The sequence below is a fragment of the Halomonas sp. AOP7-B1-5 genome (assembly GCF_052353045.1).
Classification (GTDB): Bacteria; Pseudomonadota; Gammaproteobacteria; order Pseudomonadales; family Halomonadaceae; genus Vreelandella; species Vreelandella colorata.
This window is the reverse complement of the sequence record NZ_JBQTDC010000003.1, coordinates 37,121-56,761: the sequence shown is the minus strand read 5'-3', so window position 1 is coordinate 56,761 and position 19,641 is coordinate 37,121. Positions and strand designations below refer to the sequence as shown.

17 protein-coding genes are annotated in these 19,641 nt (G+C 54.5%); 2 read left to right on the top strand and 15 right to left on the bottom strand.

Going from position 1 to position 19,641, the window contains the following annotated elements:
- The first annotated feature begins 128 nt into the window (after positions 1 to 128).
- Positions 129 to 872 carry a Crp/Fnr family transcriptional regulator gene (locus tag ACT3XD_RS02520; RefSeq protein WP_192536463.1) on the top strand — a complete coding sequence of 248 codons (744 nt, stop codon included), beginning with the start codon at positions 129 to 131 and terminating at the stop codon, positions 870 to 872.
- Positions 873 to 963: 91 nt separating this feature from the next.
- A complete protein-coding gene (locus ACT3XD_RS02515) occupies positions 964 to 1,503 on the top strand; it encodes a hypothetical protein (protein WP_192536462.1) in 540 nt (179 codons plus the stop codon).
- Between the two features lie 34 nt (positions 1,504 to 1,537).
- On the opposite strand, the gene ACT3XD_RS02510 is transcribed toward ACT3XD_RS02515, so the two are convergent.
- From ACT3XD_RS02510 to ACT3XD_RS02440, 15 genes are all read right to left on the bottom strand, one after another.
- Positions 1,538 to 3,541, bottom strand: coding sequence for a sensor domain-containing diguanylate cyclase (locus ACT3XD_RS02510; RefSeq protein WP_192536461.1), 2,004 nt, complete (start codon positions 3,539 to 3,541; stop codon positions 1,538 to 1,540).
- A 24-nt stretch (positions 3,542 to 3,565) separates the two neighbouring features.
- Positions 3,566 to 4,234, bottom strand: coding sequence for an OmpA/MotB family protein (locus tag ACT3XD_RS02505; RefSeq protein ID WP_192536460.1), 669 nt, complete (start codon positions 4,232 to 4,234; stop codon positions 3,566 to 3,568).
- A gap of 4 nt (positions 4,235 to 4,238) precedes the next feature.
- Entirely contained in the window at positions 4,239 to 5,057 is an 819-nt protein-coding gene (locus ACT3XD_RS02500; protein WP_192536459.1) for a motility protein A, read from the bottom strand.
- A 39-nt stretch (positions 5,058 to 5,096) separates the two neighbouring features.
- The gene (locus tag ACT3XD_RS02495) at positions 5,097 to 5,798 is read right to left on the bottom strand and encodes an RNA polymerase sigma factor FliA (protein ID WP_192536458.1); all 702 of its coding nucleotides are present in this window, start codon (positions 5,796 to 5,798) and stop codon (positions 5,097 to 5,099) included.
- Between the two features lie 26 nt (positions 5,799 to 5,824).
- Positions 5,825 to 6,229: a flagellar protein FlhE gene (locus ACT3XD_RS02490; RefSeq protein ID WP_192536457.1), complete on the bottom strand. Its 405-nt coding sequence runs from the start codon at positions 6,227 to 6,229 to the stop codon at positions 5,825 to 5,827.
- A 65-nt stretch (positions 6,230 to 6,294) separates the two neighbouring features.
- Positions 6,295 to 6,942 carry a hypothetical protein gene (locus ACT3XD_RS02485; protein ID WP_192536456.1) on the bottom strand — a complete coding sequence of 216 codons (648 nt, stop codon included), beginning with the start codon at positions 6,940 to 6,942 and terminating at the stop codon, positions 6,295 to 6,297.
- Positions 6,939 to 9,104 (bottom strand): flagellar biosynthesis protein FlhF, encoded by a 2,166-nt coding sequence (gene flhF, locus ACT3XD_RS02480; protein WP_192536455.1) that lies wholly within the window; start codon positions 9,102 to 9,104, stop codon positions 6,939 to 6,941. Before flhF ends, ACT3XD_RS02485 begins: the two co-directional genes overlap by 4 nt.
- A gap of 54 nt (positions 9,105 to 9,158) precedes the next feature.
- Positions 9,159 to 11,240 carry a flagellar biosynthesis protein FlhA gene (flhA, locus tag ACT3XD_RS02475; protein WP_192536454.1) on the bottom strand — a complete coding sequence of 694 codons (2,082 nt, stop codon included), beginning with the start codon at positions 11,238 to 11,240 and terminating at the stop codon, positions 9,159 to 9,161.
- Positions 11,237 to 12,403 carry a flagellar biosynthesis protein FlhB gene (flhB, locus tag ACT3XD_RS02470; protein WP_192536453.1) on the bottom strand — a complete coding sequence of 389 codons (1,167 nt, stop codon included), beginning with the start codon at positions 12,401 to 12,403 and terminating at the stop codon, positions 11,237 to 11,239. Before flhB ends, flhA begins: the two co-directional genes overlap by 4 nt.
- Before the next feature lie 117 nt (positions 12,404 to 12,520).
- Complete coding sequence (gene cheZ, locus ACT3XD_RS02465) at positions 12,521 to 13,216, bottom strand: protein phosphatase CheZ (protein ID WP_192536452.1); 696 nt, start codon at positions 13,214 to 13,216, stop codon at positions 12,521 to 12,523.
- A gap of 42 nt (positions 13,217 to 13,258) precedes the next feature.
- Positions 13,259 to 13,648: a chemotaxis response regulator CheY gene (cheY, locus tag ACT3XD_RS02460; protein WP_018917783.1), complete on the bottom strand. Its 390-nt coding sequence runs from the start codon at positions 13,646 to 13,648 to the stop codon at positions 13,259 to 13,261.
- Between the two features lie 53 nt (positions 13,649 to 13,701).
- Positions 13,702 to 15,399 (bottom strand): methyl-accepting chemotaxis protein, encoded by a 1,698-nt coding sequence (locus tag ACT3XD_RS02455; protein WP_192536451.1) that lies wholly within the window; start codon positions 15,397 to 15,399, stop codon positions 13,702 to 13,704.
- Positions 15,400 to 15,440: 41 nt separating this feature from the next.
- Entirely contained in the window at positions 15,441 to 16,502 is a 1,062-nt protein-coding gene (locus tag ACT3XD_RS02450) for a protein-glutamate methylesterase/protein-glutamine glutaminase (RefSeq protein ID WP_192536450.1), read from the bottom strand.
- Positions 16,503 to 16,595: 93 nt separating this feature from the next.
- Complete coding sequence (locus ACT3XD_RS02445) at positions 16,596 to 17,462, bottom strand: CheR family methyltransferase (protein ID WP_192536449.1); 867 nt, start codon at positions 17,460 to 17,462, stop codon at positions 16,596 to 16,598.
- On the bottom strand, positions 17,459 to 19,627 hold the full coding sequence (locus ACT3XD_RS02440; protein WP_192536448.1) for a methyl-accepting chemotaxis protein: 2,169 nt from the start codon (positions 19,625 to 19,627) through the stop codon (positions 17,459 to 17,461). The genes ACT3XD_RS02445 and ACT3XD_RS02440 overlap by 4 nt, the downstream gene beginning before the upstream one ends.
- Positions 19,628 to 19,641 lie beyond the last annotated feature (14 nt).

Sequence of the window (19,641 nt, the reverse complement as noted above, 5' to 3'; positions counted from 1 at the left end):
TTTTTGTGTAATAATTTAACCGGAACCCCCTGTGATAGGGCAGCCCGACTACCCAGTATGCAATTGTATTGCTTAAGTTATTGGTCATATTACTAAACGTCGTTAAGCAATATTCATGGAGAACCCCTGTGAGCCAAGAACAAAGCTGCATCCTCCATCACTTCGGCCATTACTGCTCTTTAAACAAGGAAGAAAAAGAGCTATTGATATCACTGGAAGAAAGTCCCACCGATATCAAAGCAGGCTCACTACTCTGGGAAATGGGCGATCCAGCAAGCGAATTCTGCACATTGAAAAGCGGCTGGGCGTTCTCCTATCGCCACCTTGAGAATGGCAACCGACAGATTCTGGAAGTTTTTTTACCCGGCGACATTATCGGTTTGCGCGAATTCGCTTTTTCTCAGCGGCTAGAAAATGTGCGCATGATTACCGATGGCGTTGTGTGTCATTTTCCGCATAAGCGTCTGCTTGAAATATTTCGCCAGTCCATATCGCTCACCTCGGTGGTGTTTGCCATCGCCAGTCGTCATCAGGCACTGCTCACAGAGCGCTTAGTAACCCTTGCACGACGAAGTGCAAGGCAAAAAACGGCGCATTTCCTATATGAGATGTACCTAAGACTACGCCAGACTAATAGCGATATTGATGGGCAGTTTCGGCTTCCGCTTTCGCAAGAGCAGCTTGCCGACATTCTAGGCTTAAGCCCTGTCCATGTGAGCCGTACGTTCAGCTCGCTGAGTGAGGAGGGCCTTGTGTTTCGTGACCGACACAATCTCACGATCCCCGATTTGAAAGCGCTGGCTGAGGCCGGTGAGTTTGATGACTGCTATCTTCACGATGACGTTAGACCCCTGTTTGATATGTCGGCCTAACCCGGCTGCGTGCAGCTGTATGCAGCCGTTTTGCGAAGGCTTCGCTCATCATTGCCTGTAGGCTTTTCTTACCTAACGTTGACGACTAATCATGAAACCTTTCTCAACTGCCCTGACCAGTGCCTGCCTGTTTTTCGCGTCTTTAGCATCCGCGGCAACGTTTAATGTGCAGGATGCGCAAACGCATGGTCATTGGCAGTCGATGGCGCTTACGCTGGGTAGTGAACGCCATTTTCGCGCGGTTGAGACACACAGCTACTCAGACGCCACGCTCAGCCTGAACGCGACACAAAATGTGTGCGATTTACCCTGGCTTGAAATGCGTGTCACGCTGGAGCAACAGCAAGGTGAGAGTAAAACCGTCAACCTAGTCCCCACACGGCTACGCATTGATGAACATCCTGTGGTGGACACCATGGCAGAATTTATCACTGAGCGCGGCGATGATGGTTTTTATGTGCACTTCTACCTTGGTGACATGCAGACATTAATGACTCAGATGCGTCAAGGCGAACAGCTGTTTCTAGGCTTTGATCAAGGCGAACAGGCGCCTTGGTATATGACGTTCCAGCTTGAAGGAGCCAACGAGGCTATTAAGCGCATGCAAACACTTTGCGAGGCTTCGCGCTGAACATTGATAGCCAAAACAGCGTGTTTTTAACATGTTAGGCGATTTCACCGTCGGCTATTTCAACCCGATCTCGGCCTTCGCGTTTTGCACGATACATAGCCTGATCGGCGCGGGCGATTAACGTTTTACAGCTATCCCCAGACTGCCAAACAGCAATACCGATACTCACAGTGACCAATTGCTTAAGCCCTTCGACATGCAGCGTTGTGAGCAGTGTGCGTAAACGCTCGGCTAAACCTAGCGCAGCCTGAAGATCAGAGTGAGTGGCGAGCACTACAAATTCTTCCCCACCCCAACGACCAAAATAGTCGCAGCCACGCAGCGAGCTTTCCACCAGCCGTGCCAGGGCCACTAAAACGTCGTCTCCCAGGCTATGCCCGTGGGTATCATTGATCGTTTTAAAGTGATCGACATCGAATAGCAGTAGCGCGAAACCTGCTCCATAGCGTTTCGCCGCGACAAGCTCTGTATCGATCGCTTGCTCTATGCGGTAGCGGTTCCATACCTGAGTTAATGGATCAAAGTGGGCAAGCTGCTCAAGGCGCTGATTGGCAGCTGCCAGCGCCTTGCGCTCATTTTCAAGATGCATATTCAACATGCCGATTTCGTAACTCGAAATGGCAAGTGTTAAGTCTTCGCCTAGTTTCACGGCCGCTAAGCGTTCAACGCGCTGCCACGCGTCACTGCTACCGATAATTTCCTCATACCAGGCAGCTGGCGGCGAATTGCATATTGACGGCGTGACTTGGCTGGTCGGCTGCATGGACCAATAGAGCGCCTCAACCTGCTCGGGCCGAAAGAAGCATAGCCATGCGCGCTGTGCCGGATTCATAGGTAGCGGTACGGCAAGCACCCCAGACTGCTCTGGCATGGCAAGCGAACTGGTGAGCGGCTCTTTAGCGATGCGGCGAGTGCACCATGGCCCGCTATGCGTATGGGCATTGCCTAAACGAATCACAAACTGGCTAATCGCCTCAGGTGTGGGCGTCTTTCCAACCTGATAGACGGCCCCTGCAATCCACAGCGCAATGCCGTGGGCACGGAACATCGTCATCCACGTATCAGCATGATTAAACAGCAGTTGCTGCGGGCTTTGTGGTTCTTGGTGCGGGCTGGTAGCAGGCATCAGGCTGTCCTGGACACGCTTTAGATAGCGCGCTTCCTGACGAGCGCGCAGCAGTGCCAGCCGCTCGGTCACCATTTGTACCAAGATATGTACCGCATCCCGAACCGAGGCCGGTACCGGATGCGGCGTAGTCGAAAAGCAGGAAAGCAGTCCCCAAAGGCCTGTGTCACGCTGCATAGCCACGCACAGCATGGAACGCACACCTAGCGACTCCATATAGCACTGCCGCTCTGGGGCTGGCGCACGAAGTACGCTCGCGTCTAAATTGATCGGAAAGTCGTTAGGCACAAGTTGTTCAAATGACGCGTTGGCATCTTCAATAAAGCGTACAGGATGGCGTGCATAGGCACGTCGAAGCGTTGGTGGAACGTCACTTGCCGCCATCCGTTGCCCCACTAAAGTCGGCAGCTGGGTATCTTTAGCCTCGGCCACAATATGGCCATGCCAGTCAGGGTCAAAATGACAGACAGTCACGCGTTCGAAACCCGTTAGCTGGCGGACTTCATTCACCAAATAGGTGAGCAACTCGTCTTGATTGGCCGCCTCTGTGAGCTTAATAAATTGCTCATTGATCGCCCCTAGCAGGCGTCGCTGCCCCACAATGACAAGCGGCTCAATCTCCATGATGACGTGTTCACCGCTTCGGTAAGCACGCAGCTGCAGACGGGCCTGCTTATCCGATCCATGGTTGAATACTAGCGGTGCCGCTAGCCGCTGCTGACCCTGTAGCTCACGCCGCGCCCGTTGAGCCATACGCTTACCCAACAGTTGATTTAGCGTTATCTTCTGCGAAGAGGCGCTTAAACCGACCAGCGCTTCAAGGTTAGTGCTGGTGGCTTGAATATGCCGACTATCGGCATCAAGCACCAGTAAGGCACCAAATGACTGCAGTAAAGGGTGATGCTTAGACACAAACCCGACCTTCAGTAAATTGATTTACCCCTCTGACTGATGACGCAACAATAGTTCAACGCGCCGGTTAGCGGCTCGTCCATCAGGCGTTGCGTTACTCTCCATGGGTTGGGTGTCGGCATAACCAACGGCCCGCATACGAGAAATAGCCACCCCCTGACGCTCTAGATGACGCATCACAGCAATTGCGCGTCCAGCAGACAGCTCCCAGTTGGAGGGGAATCGGGGAGTCGCAATAGGAATGTTGTCAGTGTGCCCCTCAACTGATATTTGGCCGTCAAAGGTTGCCAACGCTTCTATAACGCTTTCTATCACATCTTGTCCCTGAGCGGTTAGTACTGCCTCACCACTGGGAAACAAAAGGTTGTCATCAATGCGCAGCGTAACGCCGCCCTGGCCTTGCGATACGCTAACGCCTGGGATATCCAGGGCCACCATCTGTGGCTGTAAACCGCTATGCCGCGGGTAGATTCCGGTCGCAAGCGTGGCTAGCGGTAGCGCTTCAGCCACGCTTGCGCCTATGCCTCCGCCCTCATCCGCCTCACTGCCACCCGGAGGTGACAGAGCCAGCAGCAGTACAAATAACGTAATCAGCAGGGTCAGTACATCTAAGTAGCTGGTAAGCCAACTCTCATCGCTTTCGCTCTGCCCTGCCGGCATTTCCAATGCATGACGAGTATCGCGATCCAGCATCGTGTTAGCCCTTCGCCGCCGCGCTTGAGGGATCCGGTCGCGGCTTTATGCTGGCATCACGAATTTCATCATTATAATTAGCAATAAACGAATTCAGCGTCTCTTCAATAAATGAAGGCAGGCGCCGTTTAGTAATCAGGGAAATGCCTTCCAATACCATGTTCATGGTGATCAGACGCTCTTCCGTACGCCGTTCAAGCTTGACAGCTATCGGCTTGAATACCAGGTTGGCCAGCAAAATACCGTAAAACGTCGTTAGCAGCGCTACCGCCATGCGTGGGCCAATCACATCCAGGTCGCCTGCATCCATGACTTCGAGCATATTCACCAGCCCAACGAGCGTACCGATCATGCCAAACGCTGGCGCATAGGTCGCCATGGTGCGAAAAATTTGCGCTTCCGCATGCTCGCGGGCTTTTAAACGGGCGATACGCCAACGCAGCATGTCGAAAATTTCGTCTTCTTTAGTATTGGCAATCACCAGTTGAATGCCGGTACGTAAAAATGGGTTACGTGTATGCACCAGCTCTTTTTCCACCGCCCTTACATCGCCTTTAAACCATAGCCGGGACATAGCAACCAGTTCATTGATATCGTCACGTGCATAGGTGTTTTCACGCCGAAAGACGAGGCCCACCAGCCGCACCACACGCAACACTTCCTTTAGCGGGTAGCTGATAAACGTGGCTGCCAACGTGCCGGTCACCACGATCGCTAAACCGGGCAGGTTGATAAAGCTTTCCGGAGACTCTGCAGTAAAAAACAGAACGCTCACCAGCAGTAGCATACTGGCGAATATACCTATCAGCGTAGACGGGTTCATCAACGGTTCCTTGCCGGTTATGGTGTAGATAGAAGCGGTTCAAGCAGAATCGTGTAAGCGGGCCCGCAGGCGGCTTATTGCCTGGCTGTGCAACTGTGACACGCGGGACTCGGTCACTCCGAGCACGGCTCCCACTTCTTTAAGATTCAGCTCTTCTTGGTAATAAAGCGCCATCAGCAGTTTTTCCCGCTCAGGGAGCGCCTCAATGGCGGCGATTAACGTTTGCCGCTGCTGCTCATCAAGCAGCTTTTCAAACGGTAAATTGCTGACATCGAAGCTTGCTGGCTCGCCGCCATCAGCGACAAGTTCCTCAAACGGCAGTAACTGGCCGCTATTGGTGTCGTTAAGCAACTGCTGATATTCATCGAGCGGCATATCAAGTTCAAGCGCAATTTCTTTTTCTTCCGGTGGGCGCCCCAATTGCTGCTCCAGCCGGCGTACCGTGTCATCCATTGCGCGAGCAGCCCTCCTTACGCTGCGCGGCATCCAGTCCCGAGTGCGCAGCTCATCCACCATCGCACCACGGATACGTTGGCTTGCAAAGGTCGCAAAACTGGCTCCTTGAGCGGCGTCAAAACGACCTAGCGCTTCTAAAAGCCCTACCGTGCCTGCCTGGATAAGATCGTCAAGTTCAATGCTTGCGGGCAACCTGACCTGCAGCGTTAAGGCGTGACGTCTTACCAGTGGCATATACTGCGCTAACAGCTCACCTTGTTTGATTCTGCCTTTTGCTGTGTACATCTTATTGCCTCGCGGCTATACAACTTTTACTGGTAGTTCACGATTACATTCAGCCCTTGCACGCGGACAGGGCGCTGACCTGGCATTAAGGCAAAGCGGAACTGCAGTGGAACATCCGCTTGCCTGCCCGCCAGTTGGGTAATGGTACCGCGCCCGCCACTCAGCGCAACGCACTGCTCTGGATGACATAGCCAAGCATTAATGGGTACCCCTGGAGGCGCGTCAAGCCGCCAGTGTATACGGTCAAGAACACCGTCATGCGCAAGTGCCCCATTGGGTGGCACTATTGGCTGACTGCGGCTTTCACGATCACTCATTGCCACCATCACGCTGGGCACCGACGCACTCCAACTGCCCGCAGCCCCAGCCGTGCCGATAATACCCAAGAGGCCACTTACCACACAGACTACCTTTAACCATCCGCTTAGCATACTTAGCATTTCCTCAGATCGACGGCTTGGCATAAGCCTTACATAGAAGCGCCTGTATGTCGCTTTCAGCGTGCCAGCAATAACAAATCGGTCGCCAAATAATGCGCAGCGGCTTCGCGCAAGTTACTTAGTAGCCCTTGGCGCGGCAAATACGGCTCGTGGAGTGCCAACAAGCGGCGCGGCCCACCATTTTCACGTGCCAGGCGTAAGGCGCGGTACATTTGTGCAAACGCATCAGCCTCACTGTTAACCCATAGTGCCCAGCGCGCGTGTTTAGCGCTTAACTGAGCCAGTTCGGACGCATCGGCCTTGACCACGCAAATAGCCCAGTCATCAGGATCGCCCGCCCAGTGGCGCCCCAGGGCAGCCCACTGCGCCAGGCGGCTCTTTACCTGATTGGCCGACGGTGCCCCACGGCCAGGTAAACCAACAATAAATAAGGTTTTTTTAGGCCTAACCAGCGGACCTTCAGGCGGCTCTAACATTGTGTGCGAAGGCGTGAGGACGCTTTGCGTATGAGTCTCGCTGGCCTTCCCCGCGCCGGTCTCTGTCTCTGTCTCTGTCTCTGTCTCTGTCTCTGTCTCTGTCTCTGTCTCTGTCTCTGTCTCTGTCTCTGTCTCTGTCTCTAAGAGAGCATCAGAGGTCGCTTGCGTCTGTTTCAAGCGCTGGGTATCTGCCCATTGGCGTAAACCCGCCGCCTGATCCTGGCTCATATGCTCACCTCTTGGCTAATACCGCCCAGTTGGCGAATAGCGTCACGTGCCATAAAGGCATATACCAACGCGTCCAACATGGCCGTATCGCGCCGTTTGCGGCGCGCGCCAAGCAAACTCAACAGGTCGGTGCGCAAGGTCGAAGCCGCGTCATCCTCAGCGCTATCTAGGTGACCGACCACCGCTGCCATGCCGCTGGCCATTAATAAGCGCACTTCGGGGTTCAGATCTCCGCTATCGGCCTCTTTCAACTGCTGCCAAGCCCGCTTCGTGAGCGCCGCAAGCCCTTCCCCCTGTAGCTGTATCAGCAGCAGCGATAAGATCTCGCTACCTAAGTGGGCTGGCGTGAGCCAGTAACGCCGGGTAACCACCTTGGCGCTTTCGGGGTCACGGATCTCGCCATACCATGCCAGCAATACGTTGCCAGCCTCATTGTGTACTTCTGCATAGGCGGTCCATAGCTGCATGTACTGGCCGCGAAAGCGCACACCAACATGATGGCTGAGCGTGCTTTCATTAAACAGTAAGCGCAGCGCATAGCGCTCGCCGTGAAAGTATACCCGCTGTGCCGAGCTAACCAGGCTGATCCAGGTCAGTTGCTGCTCATTTAACCAGCACACGGTTTCCGGTACGGGTAAGACGGGCAAGATGTGCGTGCTCGCCCCAGCCGCTTCCTTTAAAGTCTCCAGGCGCGCCTGCCAACCCGCTGGCTGGCGGTGCTGGAGCCAGGGCAAGGCAAGCCAGGCGTTCTGCTCATTAAAGCCGATATCCGGCATGGCCCAATCGCAGCCACGTTCATTGCGCCGTGCAGCCCAGACCACTCCTTTCGCAGGTAAAGGCTGGGTAAGCTGCCGGGCAAGCTGGGCATCTTGTAACTCCCCCGGTAGCGCGCCAATATCCCACACGGCTTCAAGAGCGCTGAAACCCGACATACGCTGACGCAAGCGCGTGAGCAGCGATGACAGCCGCCGACCTTGGCCAAGCACATCCCGCGACCAGCGAGGCATACTGACAGCGGCTGGCCGTGCCGTGCGCGCGCTCATAGGCACCTGCGTTGCCAGAGCCTGATCAATCAGCGACTCAGGCAGCGCCACGCTCATATCTTCAGGCACCTGCTGGCCATTCGAGCTGAACAGCACGCGCATCCCATGGCGTATGACGATATCTAATACCGGTGCCAGCCGGCCGGCTTCGTCCTGTTTGGTGATAATGCAGTCATTAAGCTCAGCCCCCGCCGCACGCGCAGCCTGGCGATAACGCAACACGACCTCTTCAAGGGTTTCTGGCTGGCTGGCCGCGTTCAGCAGAAGCACCAGACGAACGGTAGACTGGCCTCCTTGCAAATGGGCGATCTGCTCTATTACGCGTTGATCACGCTGGCTCATGCCGACGGTATCGATCATGACCCACTGCTTGCCCTGCAGACGCCCCAGCAGATCATCAACCGGTTGCTCAGCATCTAGCGCATACATGGGCGTATCCAACAGGCGAGCGTAGATTCTTAACTGTTCATGGGCGCCAATACGGAAACTATCAGTGGTCACCAAAGCCACAGGGCGCGTGCCATGACGCATCACAAAGCGTGCGGCAAGCTTAGCCGTGGTCGTGGTTTTGCCCACCCCGGTAGGCCCGACCAGGGCAACAATACCGGTTTGGTCGAAAAAGCTGGCTTCTTCATCCAGCACACTGAGCCTGCTGGTCAGCTGCTGACGAAGCCAGATCAGCGGCTGATCACTATTAGAGTCAAGTGCTTGCAGTGACTCAGGCAGGCCTTTGAGTACTTCATCGCTAAGCTCGGCGCTAAATCCCACGCGGTCCAGCAGCTGATATAGCCGCTCTTGTGTACCCACTGCCTGTAAAGGCTCAACGGGGCGGGTCGCCTGCTGGCTGGTTATCAGGGCGCGCATATCCTGCATTTCGCGCAGCAGTCGCTCGCTCATGGCCTGAAGTGGATCCTGCGCCTCGACAAGCGGTGCTAGCGGGCTAACAACCGGCGCAGCGGTGGTCTCAACAGGCTCGACGGCATCGTCGGCCATTGCCAAAATTTCAATGCCATCGTCGGTTCGCCGGTTGGCCAGAATAAGAGCATCATCGCCAAGTGTTTCACGTACCTGGCGCATGACATCACGACTGTTTGCTCCAATAAAACGCTTAACGCTCATGCCTTACCTTATGTATGTACAAGAAACCGATGCGCTGGTTACTGCCTGTCATGCTTAGCGCCCCCCCACTATCGTGGTCACGCGCAACGTACGGTCATCGGGGATCTCAGCTTGAGACATGACGACAAGGTGACGCAAGCGGCGACGCAAAAAGCGCGATAGCACGCCGCGCAGGGAGTGCTGAACGACCAGCACCGGCGCGTCGCCACTGCCCTCATGACGCTCCAGTGCTTGCTGCGCCTGTGTCATTAAGGTTTCAGCAAGGCCCGGCTCCATTGCCCCATTTCCATTCATTGCTTGCATTAGCACCTGCTCAAGCTGGGCATCAAGTCCCATCACATTGAGAGTTTCCTGCCCGGCAAACCATTGCTGTGTAATAGCGCGCCCTAATCCGATACGTACAAGCGCGGTAAGCTCATTGGGGTCTTGTTGTTGTCCGGCAAACTCGGCCAGGGTATCCAAAATAGTGCGCATATCACGGATAGAGACATCCTCTTCCAGCAGATTTTGCAAAATACGCTGCAAGATGGTGAGCGAAATCGCTTTGGGCACGACCTCTTCTACCAGTGACTTCTGATCATCGCCTAGTTTATCGAGCAGCTTCTGCACCTCTTGGCGACCCAGCATTTCAGGTGAGTGACGGTGCAAAAGATGGTTTAAATGGGTGGCAATCACGGTGCTTGCATCCACCACGGTGTAACCATAAACCTGAGCGTGCTCACGCTGGTTAGTGTCTATCCATACCGCCGGCAGGCCAAAGGCCGGATCTTGGGTAGCCGTTCCCTGCAGCTCTCCAGACACTTGGCCTGGGTCGATCGCTAACCATTTGCCTGGCTGCGCTTCAGCGCGGCCAATTTCGGCGCCTTTCATGGAGAGCACATAGGTATTGGGCGGAAGCTCCAGGTTATCGCGAATATGCACAACAGGGGGCAGAAAGCCGACTTCCTGGGCAAACTTTTTACGCACGCTTTTAATACGCCCTAACAGCTCACCTTTCTGGCGGGCATCTACCAGCGGGATCAAGCGGTGCCCTACTTCCAGGCCCAAGGTATCGACCAGTTGAACATCTTCCCAACTGGCTTCCGGGGTCTCCTGCAGGGCAGGCGGCTCCGCGGTAATTTCTTCCTGCACCTGGGCTTTCTGCTTGTTACGAATCAAGAACCAGGCTAAACCGCTTAGTAGCGCCGTAAAGATCAAAAAGACCAGATTGGGCATACCCGGCACTAAGCCTAATAGCCCCATGACCATCGCGGCCAGGATCATGACCTGAGGGTTCACAAACAGCTGGCTGATCATCTGCTGACCAACGTCCTGGTCGGTATTAACGCGGGATACCGTCACACCGGCGGCCGTTGAAATAACCAGCGCCGGGATCTGCGCAACAAGCCCATCACCAATGGTTAACAGCGTATAAGTACGCCCGGCGTCTGCAAAACTCATATCATGCTGCAGCATGCCGATCAGCAGACCACCGATAATATTTACCACCATGATCACAAGACCAGCCATGGCATCGCCGCGGACAAACTTGCTCGCACCGTCCATCGAGCCATAAAAATCGGCTTCCTGAGCAACTTCGGCACGCCGCTTTTTGGCATCGTCTTCGCCAATCAGTCCCGCATTTAAATCAGCGTCGATGGCCATCTGCTTACCGGGCATGGCATCAAGCATAAAGCGTGCGCCCACTTCGGCGATCCGCCCGGCGCCTTTGGTGATTACCATGAAGTTAATAATCACCAAGATTAAGAAGACCACCAGACCTACGGCAAAATTGCCGCCCACCAAAAAAGTACCAAACGCTTCAATGACCTTACCAGCCGACGCACCGCCCGCGTGCCCTTCCATCAGGACAACGCGGGTTGAGGCGACGTTAAGCGACAGGCGCAATAGCGTGGTAAACAGCAAAACCGCCGGGAAGGCGGCAAAATCCAGAGGCTTTTGTGCAAACATGCTGACCAGCAGCACCATGATGGCTAGGGCAATGTTAAAGGTGAACAGTAGATCCAGCGCAAACGGCGGCAAGGGCAGGATCATCATGCCCAAAATCATTAGAATCAGCAGCGGCCCGGCGAGCAGCTTCATGCGTACATCGCCCATCCAATCGCGGTGGGTGACCAGCTGGTTCAAACCTTTCATGACTGCGCCTCATTGCCACCGGCACGACCACCGGGGGTTTGCATTTCCGGGGGTACCGGCAGGTTATCGGGGGTTGGGGGCACCTCGCCTCCTTGTTGTGCAACATGCTTCAGGCGGTACGCCCAGGCCATCACTTCGGCCACCGCGGTATATAGTTCAGCCGGCACTTCTGCCTCTAAATCCACGTGGTGGTAAAGGGCTCGCGCCAACGGCGCAGCCTCAAGGCGAGGGACGCCAGCCTCGGCACCCAGCTCACGTATTTTTGCGGCAACGGCATCCGCCCCTTTGGCGACTAATCGCGGCGCACCCATGCTGCCCTCCTGATACCTCAAGGCAACGGCATAATGAGTGGGGTTGGTAATAATCACATCGGCTTCAGGAACTTTGCTCATCATCCTGCCCCGCGCCATCGCCTGCTGCTGCTGACGAATGCGCCCTTTCACATGAGGGTCGCCTTCTGACTCCTTATGCTCGCGCTTCACCTCTTCCTTGCTCATGCGGAGTTTTTTGGCGTTGCTCCACAGCTGAAAAGGAACATCCATCAGAATCACCACGATCAGCGACAGCACCATCAGTCCGGCGGCTTGGGCCGCCATATTAAGCGCGCTGGCCAACGCCTGCTGCACAGGCTGGTCCATCAATGCTAAAAACTTGCCGATATTGAAGTATAAAAAAGCCGAAACCACACTGCCGATCAGTACTGATTTGGCTATCGCTTTGGCCAGCTCAATAAGCGCCTGGGTTGAGAAGATGCGCTTAACCCCTGCAACAGGATTCAATTTGGAAAGCTTGGGCTGCATGGACTTCGCTGAAACCAGCCAGCCGCCTAGCAGGGCAGGCGCAACCAACGCAATCACGGTGAGCAGTAAAAATAGCGGTATCATGGTAAACAGCGTGCGCTGCCCCAGGTCCAGCGCATTGACCAGCATCGGCATCTCTTCCATGGCTTGCCGGCGGTCAAAGAGCAATGCCTGCTCCATAACCATGCCTAATTGGTCATAGAGCATCATTCCCATGCTCCATAAGCCAATGACGCCGCCTAGCAAAAGCAAAAACGTGGTTAGCTCGCGAGAACGAGGCACCTGCCCCTCTTCGCGCGCCTTTTCCATCCGCCTGGGCGTAGCCTCTTCGGTCTTTTCCTGATCGCTATCGTTATCTGCCATGCTGCCATCCGGCTCGTCGTGCGCGGCTCACCATAAATTCAGCCGCCCCAGGGGACGGCTGAACAAAACGCCTATTTTGCCAGATACGGCTTTTTACAATGCCCTAATAACACCGCATTAAAAGCCCAATTCGTCCAATAAGTCGTCCACTTGATCCTGGTCTGTCACGATATCAGGCGCATTTTCCTTGATTTGCGGGCCGTTCAACAGCTCTTCTTTACGTCGTGCAGACTCGCTCTTCCACTGATCTTCCGCTTTACGTTGCATCGACTCGCGGGCCTGCGCACCGGGCACGTTGTCGATCAGCACTTGTACCAGTTGATGTTCGATCTCACGGATCACGTCCATCATCTTCTTGATCACCTGGCCGGTCAGGTCCTGAAAGTCCTGGGCCATCATGATTTCGAGAAGCTCTTTGTTCGTGGCGGCCGTAATTGTCGGCACATCGCTTAGGTAGGTGCGTGTTTCCTTTACGAGCGTCTTGGCATCCGCTAGCTCTTTGGGTGCCTCAAACCAGTCGGCCCATTGCTTATCAAGTACTTCAGCTCGCTCGGCAAGCTCGTCCTGAAGCGGCTGCGCGCGATCAATGGCGTTTAACGCACGATCAGCCGCCTGCTCGGTCATGGTGGCAACATAGTGCAACCGATCGCGGGCGTCTGGAATGGCTTCAGCTGCTTTTTCGATCTCTTTATCCAAACCCAGTTCGCGCATATTATCGCGCAACATGCGGGTAAGCTTGCCGATGCGATGAATTAATTCTTCAGCGCCTTCCTCGGACAGCTGGGCAGAGCCGATCTGCTCATTCTGACTCATTACATTGTCTCCTCGCGAACCAGGCCCTTCGGCCCAATCGCTTTATTTACCCATTTTGTCGAAGATTTTATTCAGCTTTTCTTCGAGGGTAGCGGCGGTAAACGGCTTGACGACATAGCCGTTGGCACCCGCCTGTGCGGCCGCAATAATATTTTCTTTCTTGGCTTCTGCCGTCACCATCAACACCGGCAAATGTTTCAAGGCTTCATCCTGACGGATCTCCTTGAGCATTTCCAGACCGTCCAGGTTAGGCATGTTCCAGTCGGAAACGACAAATTCAAAATTGCCTGCGCGCAGTTTATTTAGCGCGTCTTGGCCATCTTCGGCTTCATCAACGTTGGTAAAGCCCAGCTCTTTAAGCAGGCTACGTACAATCCGACGCATCGTAGGAAAGTCGTCGATCACCAGAAAACTCATGTTTTTATCGGCCATTATTCATCCTCTTATCAATACACGTCATCAGATGACGAGTTACTTAGTCAGGGTTAAAAAGCTTCCCACTCTGCATGATCGCTATGGCTGGATACTGGACGTGTCGCTGGAACAGCCGGTACGATTTTTTGCGCAGGGCGAGAAAGGGTTGAGGTAGCTTGCGCCGGTAACGAAGCGCGCTGAGGGGATTGCGACCCCAGCAGCTTGAAGACGGCAACGGCCTCTTCCAAATGATTGGCCTGCTCTTCGAGCGATGTAGCGGCTGCGGAGGCCTCTTGTACCAGTGCAGCATTCTGCTGAGTTACCTGATCCATTTGGCCGACCGCGTGACTTACCTGCTCAATGCCATCGCTTTGTTCCTGCGAGGCTGCCGATATCTCATCCATGATATCGGTAACCCGGCGCACGGCCGTCACGACATCGGCCATGGTAGAACCTGCCTGCTCGACTAATGTCGAGCCTTGCTTAATCTGGCTCGCCGAGGCGTCAATTAACGTTCTGATCTCTTTGGCAGCATCAGCACTGCGGCTGGCGAGGTTACGGACCTCACCGGCCACCACTGCAAACCCACGGCCCTGCTCACCAGCGCGCGCGGCTTCTACCGAGGCGTTGAGAGCAAGGATATTGGTTTGAAAAGCAATAGAGTCGATAACGCTGGTAATATCGGCCACTTTTTGCGAGCTGCTCGATATGCCGTGCATCGTTTGAACCACCTGGTTCACTACCTGGCCACCATGTTCAGCCGTTGACGAAGCGTCCGCGGCCAGCGTGCTGGCCTGGCGGGAATTATCAGCATTTTGCTTCACAGTGGCCGTCATTTCTTCCATGCTGGCCGCGGTTTCTTCAATGGCTGCCGCTTGCTGCTCAGTGCGTGAGGAAAGATCCGCATTGCCGCTGGCGATTTCCCGCGTGCCGTAGTGAATCTCAGAACTGCCTTCGCGAACCCGCGTCACAATCGCCGTCAGGTTTTGTTGCATGGTGGCCATGGCAGCAAACAGTCGGCCAATCTCATTGTTGCCTGCGTTAGGTACCGGTTGGGTCAAATCTGCCTCGGCAATTTTATCCAACCGCCTGACCGCATCGTTCAACGGCGTAATGACCGTACGCCTCAACCCAATATAAATAATCAGCGTAATGAGTAGCGCCAGCCCCACCGCGATGGCACTGATGAGCTTGAAGACGTTGCCTTGGGCTTTGGCATCCTGGCCGATCGTATCAACCCGCTGAAACCCATACTGAACGAATGCCGTTGTGCTTTCGGCAAGGCTAGCTAACGGCGCTACTAGCGCTTCCCGCAAATCGCTGTAAGTGTTGATATCCATCTGAGCAAAGCTTTCGTGCTGCTGCTTTACTAACGCCATAACGGTACGGAAGTTTTCGATTAACTCACGTCCTAACGCTTCGCCCTGCGGCGTACGGGGGGACGCAGCAAAGTTCTCAAAACGCATCTCGGAACGCTCAATACGGTCGGCAGCAATCGCCAACTGCTCATTGGTTCGGCCCATATGGCCGACCATTAAGTAATTTGAGGCAATCTCCATGGCCAGCATGGCCTGGTTAAGTAGCGAATCGGCCCGATTAATCTCATTCAGCTGATCGCTACTAATAAGCCCGTAAGTCGCCAGATTTTCCTGTGCTCGGTTCTCCGATAGAAAACTGATGCTCGCCAGCATGATAATCAGCATGGCAAAACACATTAATGCCGCCACAACGGCCGCATGGATACTCAGGTTGCGCAGTAAACGCGTCATTGGATCATCCCCTTCGCCAAGCATTTTTATAGTAAAAAGGTTTATACCCGCTGGGAGCGACCGGAGGCAGCTACCATTGCCATCAACCGGGCGGGAATATCATCGAGTGCAGCAACTTCGACAGCGCCACCCATGGCTATCGCTTCACGCGGCATACCAAAGACCACACACGTCGCCTCGTTTTGAGCAACGGTAGGCGCGCCAGCCTGGCGCATTTCCAAAAGCCCCACAGCCCCATCTTTGCCCATGCCGGTCAGAATCACCCCGATGGCGTTACGCCCAGCCTGTTCCGCGGCGGAATGAAACAGCACATCGACGGATGGCCGATGCCGGTTGACCGGTGGCCCGCTGTCCAGACGTGCCACATAGTTTGCTCCGCTGCGTACGAGCTTTAAGTGCTGGTCGCCAGGGGCAATGTAGGCGTGGCCCGGCAGCACACGTTCACCATCAGTCGCCTCTTTGACGGTTATTCGACACAACCGATCCAGGCGCTCGGCAAACGAGCGCGTAAACCCCCCCGGCATATGCTGGGTGATCAAAATGGCAGGGGAGTTGGCAGGCAACGGCTCTAATACCGCACGGATGGCTTCCGTGCCGCCCGTGGATGCTCCGATGATAATCAGTTTTTCGCTTGAGACTAACGGCGCTTTTAACTGTGCAGGCGGTGGAGCATTTTTATGGCGCGCCTGACGCGGCCGTGAACGTGCGGCCGCACGCAGCTTTTCGGCGATTTCATTGGCGTACTCCATCATGCCATGCCGAATACCCAGGCTTGGTTTGGCCACAAAGTCCAGCGCGCCAAGCTCAAGTGCACGCAGCGTAATTTCCGAACCGCTTTGCGTGAGCGATGACACCATCAAGACCGGCATGGGCCGCAGGCGCATCAGGCGTTCCAGAAAATCGAGCCCATCCATGCGCGGCATTTCAACGTCAAGTGTTAGCACATCAGGGTTGTGTTGCTTAATTAAATCCCTGGCAACCAGTGGATCAGGCGCCACGGCAACCACTTCCATGTCCGGCTGCGAGTTGATAATTTCGGTTAACAAATCACGAATCAGCGCCGAGTCATCGACACACAATACTTTGATCTTGGCAGCGCTCAATGCACGCCTCCTTTGCAGTTAATGCCGGGTATGCTGCCTTGTTTGCACGGATAACCACGCATTAGGCGTATAAAAAACACGAAAATGGTTCCATTAAGCCCGCGTGTATACCGTCTGGCCCCGCAGCTTGAACGCATCACTAATATACGAAAAGTTTTCAGAGTGACCGGCAAACAGCAGGCCATCCGGCTTCATAAGGGGCGCAAACCGCTTAAGAATCTTTGCCTGCGTCTCTTTATCGAAATAGATCATGATATTTCGACAAAAAATGGCATCAAACGGGCCTTTAATCGGCCACTGTGTCGACAGCAGATTAAGAGGCATAAACTCAACCAGCTCGGAAACTTCCGGGCGCACACGAGCGAGCCCCTGTTGCTGCCCTGTACCCTTCTGAAAAAAGCGTTTCACACGGGCTTCATCTAACTTGCGCACCTGCTCTTGTGGATAAATACCGGCGCGCGCGCGGCTTAGGGCATCGGTATCGATATCGGTGGCAACGATTTTCGCCTGCGCCGCTTTGGGCCCCAGGGTTTCCAAAAGCGTCATGGCCAGTGAATAGGGCTCTTCACCCGTTGAAGCGGCCGAACACCAAATAGTGACCGGGCTCTGCTTATGGCGAAGATGCTCTGCCAATAGGGGAAAATGGTGCGCCTCGCGAAAAAACGCGGTCAGATTAGTGGTCAGCGCATTGGTAAACGCCTCCCACTCTTTTGCATCAGGCTGACGCTCCAGGCGCAATAAGTAATCGCTAAAACGTGTCAAACCATGATGTCGAAGGCGCTTGGCTAACCGGCTATAAACCATCTCGCGTTTATGCTCGGCCAACACGATGCCAGCACGCTGGTAAATAAGCTCTCGTATTCGTAAGAAATCCGCATCCGTGAGCATCAGATCTCGTTCAATCTGATGACTAGACGCCCACTGATTGGCGTCGACACCTAGTTCGCGTTGTTCGCTCAAAATTCTTCCCATTCCTCTACAGGTGTCGCTTGTCGCTGCACAGCAGGCGCGGCTACTTTGTTGCGCGCTGTGGGGCTGGCAAGCGTTGTTGCTTGTTTAGCAGGTAACGTGTTCGCCAAGGCAACAGGGCGTTCTGGGCTCTTCTGGTTAAGCCGAACGGCTTCAACCGATAGCGCGAGCAGGCTTGCTTGCTGCTCTAACGCAACGGCGGCGCGTGCGGTTTCCTGAACACGTACGGCATTTTGCTGCGTTGCCTGATCCATTTCAGCCACCGCCTGATTTACCTCGGCAATACCACTGCTTTGCTCTTCAGAGGCTGCCGAAATTTCGTGCATGATATTGGTAATACTGCGTGCCGCCTCAGCGACCTCACTGATCGCGGCTTCTGCTTTTTCAACCAGCCCAGCGCCCGCATTGACTTCCTTGTTAGAACCGTCAATCAACCCTCGAATTTCCTGGGCAGCGCCGGCGCTTCGTCCGGCTAAATTACGCACTTCTTCGGCCACCACGGCAAAGCCACGCCCATGTTCGCCGGCGCGCGCCGCCTCCACCGAGGCATTCAGCGCCAGGATGTTGGTTTGGAAAGCTATCGAGTCGATGGTATTGATGATATCGGCCATCTTTTGAGAGCTTTGGGTAATGCGTTGCATATTGTCTACCAACTGCGCCATTAGCTCGCCCGTTTGAGAAACCCGAGTAGAGTTATTATCGGCGAGTCGGCGGGCTTCTTGAGCGTTGTCGCTATTCTGACGTACGGTAGCCGTCATCTCTTCCATACTGGAGGCCGTTTGCTGTAGCGAAGCAGCCTGTTGCTCGGTACGTGAAGAGAGCGCTTCATTACCTGTCGCAATATCTTGTGCGGCAGGCGTTACGATATCTATCCCGCCTTTTACGTCGCCAATAATGCTGCTTAAGCTTTTACGCATGGCATTAAGCCCATCAAGTAGCTGGCCCACTTCATCGTGCTGACGCTTGGGCGCGGAAGCCGCCAGGTTACCGCCCGCGATTTGCAGCGTAAAACGTGATGCGCCCTTTAGGGGACGTATAATTGCGCGGAAGGTTAACCAACCAATCGCTATCAGCAGCGCCAACCCAACCCCCAGCACCACCGCTTGCGTTGCGATAATGGTGTTTTGCGCGTGCTGGGCATCAACCGCCATTTGTTCAGCCGCTTGCTGTTTTTGCTCAATGAGCTGATTCACGCTTTCAGAAAGTGCCCGCCCCTCATCAGACATGACGCTGATGACGGCGTCCAGCCCAGTAAACGCTTGGTAGGTCTCTTCGGCTTGCAGCACACGGGCCGCCTGACCCATTCCCTCCTCAAGAAAGGCCTGAAGTTGATCGTTAAACGCACTGGCAAGCGGCGTGTTATTGACCGCACGGGTGTAATAGCCCTGCCATACGGTGGCTACTTCTTCAGCACGCTGCTCAATGGTTTCACCTATTTCAAAACGCTGATTGATCAACTCCATACGCTCTGGTTCAATCATTCCCTGGCGCGTATTGGCGATCATTTGGTCAATTTGTTGCAGCCTGACGACGTCGCGCAAACCATCGCTATTAAGCCTCTCAAGCCGCTCACTTGACGCGTTAAGACCGTAAAGACCCAAGCCCCCGCTAATCAACAGCAACGCCGCAGCGACCACAATCATGCCAACCAGTTTGGCGCGGATGGTATTCAACTGAATCCTTTTCAGCCACTGGCCGACACCACGCTGTCGCAGACGCCCTTTGTCCAGGTAGAGATGCTTGTTACGTCCTTCCCGTATCTCAGCATAAGCCTGTTCAGCACGCTTTATGGCCTCACGTGAGGCTTGAACGCGCACCGAGGCGTAACCAACAACCTGTTCGTCTTCAATAATTGGCGTTACGCTGGCGTCCACCCAGTAGTGATCACCATTTTTACAGCGATTTTTAACCAACCCACGCCAGGTATCTCCGCCCTGTACGGTTTGCCAAAAATTCTCAAACGCGGCAGGCGGCATATCCGGATGGCGAACCAGGTTATGCGGAGCACCTATCAACTCGTCATGCGTGTAGCCACTTATCTCAATAAATGCCGGGTTCGTGTACGTAATACGACCTTTTAAATCCGTACGAGAGACCAGAAAATCGTTTTCCTTCAACTCAACTTCGCGTTGAGAAATAGGCTGGTTATTGCGCATTGATTTGCCTTATT